The organism is Pseudomonas sp. SIMBA_067, from assembly GCF_046534675.1.
GTDB lineage: Bacteria > Pseudomonadota > Gammaproteobacteria > Pseudomonadales > Pseudomonadaceae > Aquipseudomonas > Aquipseudomonas putida.
On record NZ_JAWRYH010001333.1, the window covers coordinates 1 to 236 of the forward strand.

1 pseudogene is annotated in these 236 nt (G+C 57.2%); it reads right to left on the reverse strand.

Annotated features, from left to right (window positions below):
- Nucleotides 1-87 (reverse strand): annotated as a pseudogene (locus tag SB765_RS33670) (cytochrome c); the annotation flags it as partial.
- Nucleotides 88-236: the final 149 nt, after the last annotated feature.

The window sequence follows — 236 nt, forward strand, 5'->3', positions numbered from 1 at the left end:
CTTGCCCAACGGCGAATTCGGGTCAACACGGTCACAGGCATTCAGGGCCAGGGCTGCGAGCAGAACAACGGTCAATCGCTTGAACATCACGGTCACTACGGCCTACGAAAATGGGCAGCCAGTATCGCTGCCCAGGGGCCAAACACCAATAGCCACATAAAAAACAGGGGCGAATATTCATCTTCGCCCGTGACAGGAAGCCCCACATGAAATCTGCCCTGCGCCACCTGGCCTGG